Raw genomic sequence first — 3,606 nt, 5'->3', positions numbered from 1 at the left:
GGCCAGTGGTGTTACCGGACAATTGCAATGGTACAAACCCTTGTTTGGCCACTTTTTCTCGCTTGTGCCGGTTGTAATGAGATACCCAGTAATTCAGGACACTGATCGGTAGCCCTTCTTGTTCACAAAACAACTGCTTGCCCTCAGGGCTTGAAAGACACTTCTCAACTATGGGGTACATCTGGGATGGTTTACGCATAACGCTTTTTGCACGCTATATTAGAACAATGACCCAAATTTTCAAACAGGTAGTTTACAGTAGGCTTACGCAAAAACAACAATTATGGATGCTTTGAATTTATATTTTCGATTTGTAGAAACGTTGAGCGGTAATTATTCATTGGGTAGTGCACATGGAAAAATGAATGATTTAGAAGCCAACCAAGCGATGCAATCCCTAAGAGAAATTATATCAGCCACAAATGATTTTGAGGCAAAATATCTTCAAGATCCAAACCTAATTGAATACGGGCTTATTAATGAACTTCGGGGATTTTGTGATCATATTTCCGGAACCTTCGATGATTCATTCGTATTTTTTTCAGAATCGGGTAGATATGCAAAAATATCAGACCTATTTGATGTCCAGGTGTACTTGGCCATAACCAATTTATTGTGGCATGCCATTGAGGAAGAATCCAACTGAATTTTACTAAATGTTGTTAATAAGCCTATAAAAGATCAATTACAAATAACGATAGATACAGACATACCGTGCTACAACAATATTGATACAGCAGAGGAAATCACCATTAACCTTGCTTTGGATTACATTCAGAAACTTGGTGGTACTTTGGCCATAGAAAACTTAACTGGAAGCCGTGAAGAATCATTTAGATTAAATCTCACTATTGCATGCAATAACTGTAATAATTAAGAAGGCCAACTATCATGAAGAGATATTAAATGCCCTTTCCACAGGGCTTCAAAAAGTCTGAACCAGGAGAGTGATGAAACAGGCAAAGCTTGCAAAACCATCTTAACCCCTAATACTATCAGCAGGCAAGAAAATGGTAAGATTTCTCCAAAGCTATCTATGCTTAAACCTTTATTTGACGCAATTTATGTTAAACCATCCCTTCTGTTTGGATAAGGGGCTGAAGTTAAATCTTCGTAATAGCATCGTAAACATTCGTTTGATGTTTAAAGTTGTTAGGACAAAGGTAATAATTTCTATACCTAAATAGAGTAGCGTTGCCCAACTCTGTAAAGAGGGAAAGCTTCGGGGTTTTATAAATCTGAGCATGTACGTTCTAAACCTGCTACATAACCTGCCCCCTAATTTTATTATGGAAGAATTGGAAGAATGGTTTAAAATCAAAAAATATCCACATATAGGAAAGCCCATTACAATCAAAGATTATAATAAAGTGAAGGAGTATGTGAATAATCCAGATAAAATAAAGAAACATAGCTTCTTACCATTGATTCACAAAACCATAGCAAAAAGAAAGTTTCGGGCAGACCAAAACAATTCCCAAAAGAATCCCTGTGTAAAAAGACAACGAATAAAGGATAGACCTAAAGTCAGGCCTATTTTTTTGCATCTCATTTAGATGCTATGATTTTTTCAAAGTACAATACTATTCTTGCGGAATCGTACGAGAAACACATTGAAAACAAACCTTTCAATAAATGTATAGTCGCATATAGAAAAATTCCAGTAATTGAAGGCCAAAAAGGAAATAAATGCAATATCGACTTTGCTAAATCAGCCTTTGAATATATAAAAGCCAATAAGGAAAAAAACTAACTGTAATAGTTGCAGACATAACTTCATTTTTTGACAACTTAGACCATAAAATCTTAAAGAAAAAGTGGACTGAAGTTATACAAGAAACCACTTTGCCACCAGACCATTACAATCTTTTTAAAGCACTTGTAAGAATAACATATGTGGAATCGCAACAGTTGTTTAAGGCATATAATTAAACAATGATTGTCGAGCGAGGTGTTCCCAATTCTTCTACCCTAAAAAAATATGTGAGGAAGAAAATTAACAGTACGAAGTATTTTAAAGAAAAAAATGCTGTTGCTTATTGTGAGAAAGATGAGTTTCTAAAAAATAATTTAGGCCTTATTATTTCAAAAGACAACAAAATAGGCATCCCTCAAGGAAGTCCTATTAGTGCTACGTTGGCGAATATCTACATGTTGGACTTTGATGAAAAAATATTCTATGAAATAGAAAACAAACATGGTTTTTATCAGCGATACAGCGATGATTTAATAATTGTTTTTGAACAAAAATACGAAGATGATATTATTAAACTACTTCGTGAAACGATTAGCGGTGATTCAGTAAAACTTACAATTGAACCCAGAAAAACCAAACTCTTTCATTTTGAAATGATAAATGGTTTTTTTAAAGGGTTTGCTGTTGATGAAACAACTAAGCGACCAAATAACAATAAATCTTTGGAATATTTGGGGTTTTCTTTTGACGGGCAACGAGTACTTATTAAAAATGCTGGATTTTCAAAGTTTTACAGGTCAATGAAAGGCGCTTTCAACAGAGCCGTTTCTTATGCTTTGTACAGTAAAAACCCTGACAAAAGTCTCTTTAAATCAAGGTTATATAAACGATTTACATATAAAGGTGCGAAGAGGAAACTAATTTACCGCCCTTCAAAACACAACCCAGAAGTTTACATTAAAACAAAAGAATATAATTGGGGTAATTATTTAAGTTATGTTTACAAAGCTGATGACGCAATGAAAACTATCAATGGAAATAATGCCATAAAAAAACAAAGTGGAAATCTTTGGGGAGAATTCCATAGACTTATGAAGTTACATGAAAAAAAACTAAGCCAGAATTACAGAAAATAAAAAAATTATAGGTGATGTGCGTAGCCACCAAACCATGGCATTGGCATATGCATTAACTCGTTGACCAATTTTGAAAAAACCTTGGATAACGCTAGAAAACATCAAAGGTTGGATACTTTCTAAACCTATACTTTCAAAATAATATTGTCTAGTCAAAAATCTCCATTTCCCCACCTTGGTTAAAACGACCGTTCTGAATAGCAACCCCCTTTTCAGGCACTTCGATCACCACATCAACATCATGCTGGAAATCGTTTCTACCCCGGAAATTCCCAGTTTTAGTAGTCTGAAAAATATAAATGAACGAGACCTTTGGGTAAATCGATCGTAGTTCATCCAGGTTCTCCGGAGATAGCTGTAATTTCGTGACACTATCAAGAAACACAAAATCATAGTCAGAAAGATCATCCGGTAAAAAATTGCTAAAATCAAGGTAGGGATGAGCCACCGCCATTTCTTCTATCTTATCCTGCAGGGTTGCATGTAAACCTTCCTCTCTGGCCACATATAACACTTTGCCATGATTTTGCGCAAGGTAACCCGAAAAATCAACTGCCAGTAACGATTTGCCCATTTTAGGCCTTCCGTAAATCATGGCAGTGAAACCTGGTGGAGGATCGCCAATGAAGTCTAACCACTTGCCATGAAAGCCAAGACGCTCAAACTTCATATTTTGTATAGCTTGGCTATTCATGATGGTATTCTTTGTCAAAGGCTCCAGCTCTCCCAGGCCATTATTTTCAATTCCGTCCAAGATAGCATACAATCCATTAA

5 protein-coding genes are annotated in these 3,606 nt (G+C 35.5%); 3 read left to right on the top strand and 2 right to left on the bottom strand.

What is annotated here, in order from left to right:
- Positions 1–181, bottom strand: a 181-nt coding sequence (gene tnpA / locus AC04NP_RS30345; RefSeq protein WP_482863884.1) for an IS66 family insertion sequence element accessory protein TnpA, incomplete at its 3' end; no start/stop codon positions are given.
- A gap of 102 nt (positions 182–283) precedes the next feature.
- On the opposite strand from tnpA, the gene AC04NP_RS30340 reads away from it, so the two are divergent.
- From AC04NP_RS30340 to AC04NP_RS30330, 3 genes are all read left to right on the top strand, one after another.
- Positions 284–646, top strand: coding sequence for a hypothetical protein (locus AC04NP_RS30340; RefSeq protein ID WP_482863883.1), 363 nt, complete (start codon positions 284–286; stop codon positions 644–646).
- Positions 647–1,289: 643 nt separating this feature from the next.
- Positions 1,290–1,556: a hypothetical protein gene (locus AC04NP_RS30335; RefSeq protein ID WP_482863882.1), complete on the top strand. Its 267-nt coding sequence runs from the start codon at positions 1,290–1,292 to the stop codon at positions 1,554–1,556.
- 379 nt (positions 1,557–1,935) lie between these two features.
- Positions 1,936–2,832, top strand: coding sequence for a reverse transcriptase domain-containing protein (locus AC04NP_RS30330; RefSeq protein WP_482863881.1), 897 nt, complete (start codon positions 1,936–1,938; stop codon positions 2,830–2,832).
- A 148-nt stretch (positions 2,833–2,980) separates the two neighbouring features.
- Here AC04NP_RS30330 and AC04NP_RS30325 read toward each other — a convergent pair.
- Positions 2,981–3,606 (bottom strand): AAA family ATPase (locus tag AC04NP_RS30325; protein WP_482863880.1); only part of this gene is annotated, 626 nt, incomplete at its 5' end.

The organism is Agaribacillus sp. DX54, from assembly GCF_056858335.1.
This window is presented reverse-complemented; position numbering and strand designations above follow the sequence as displayed.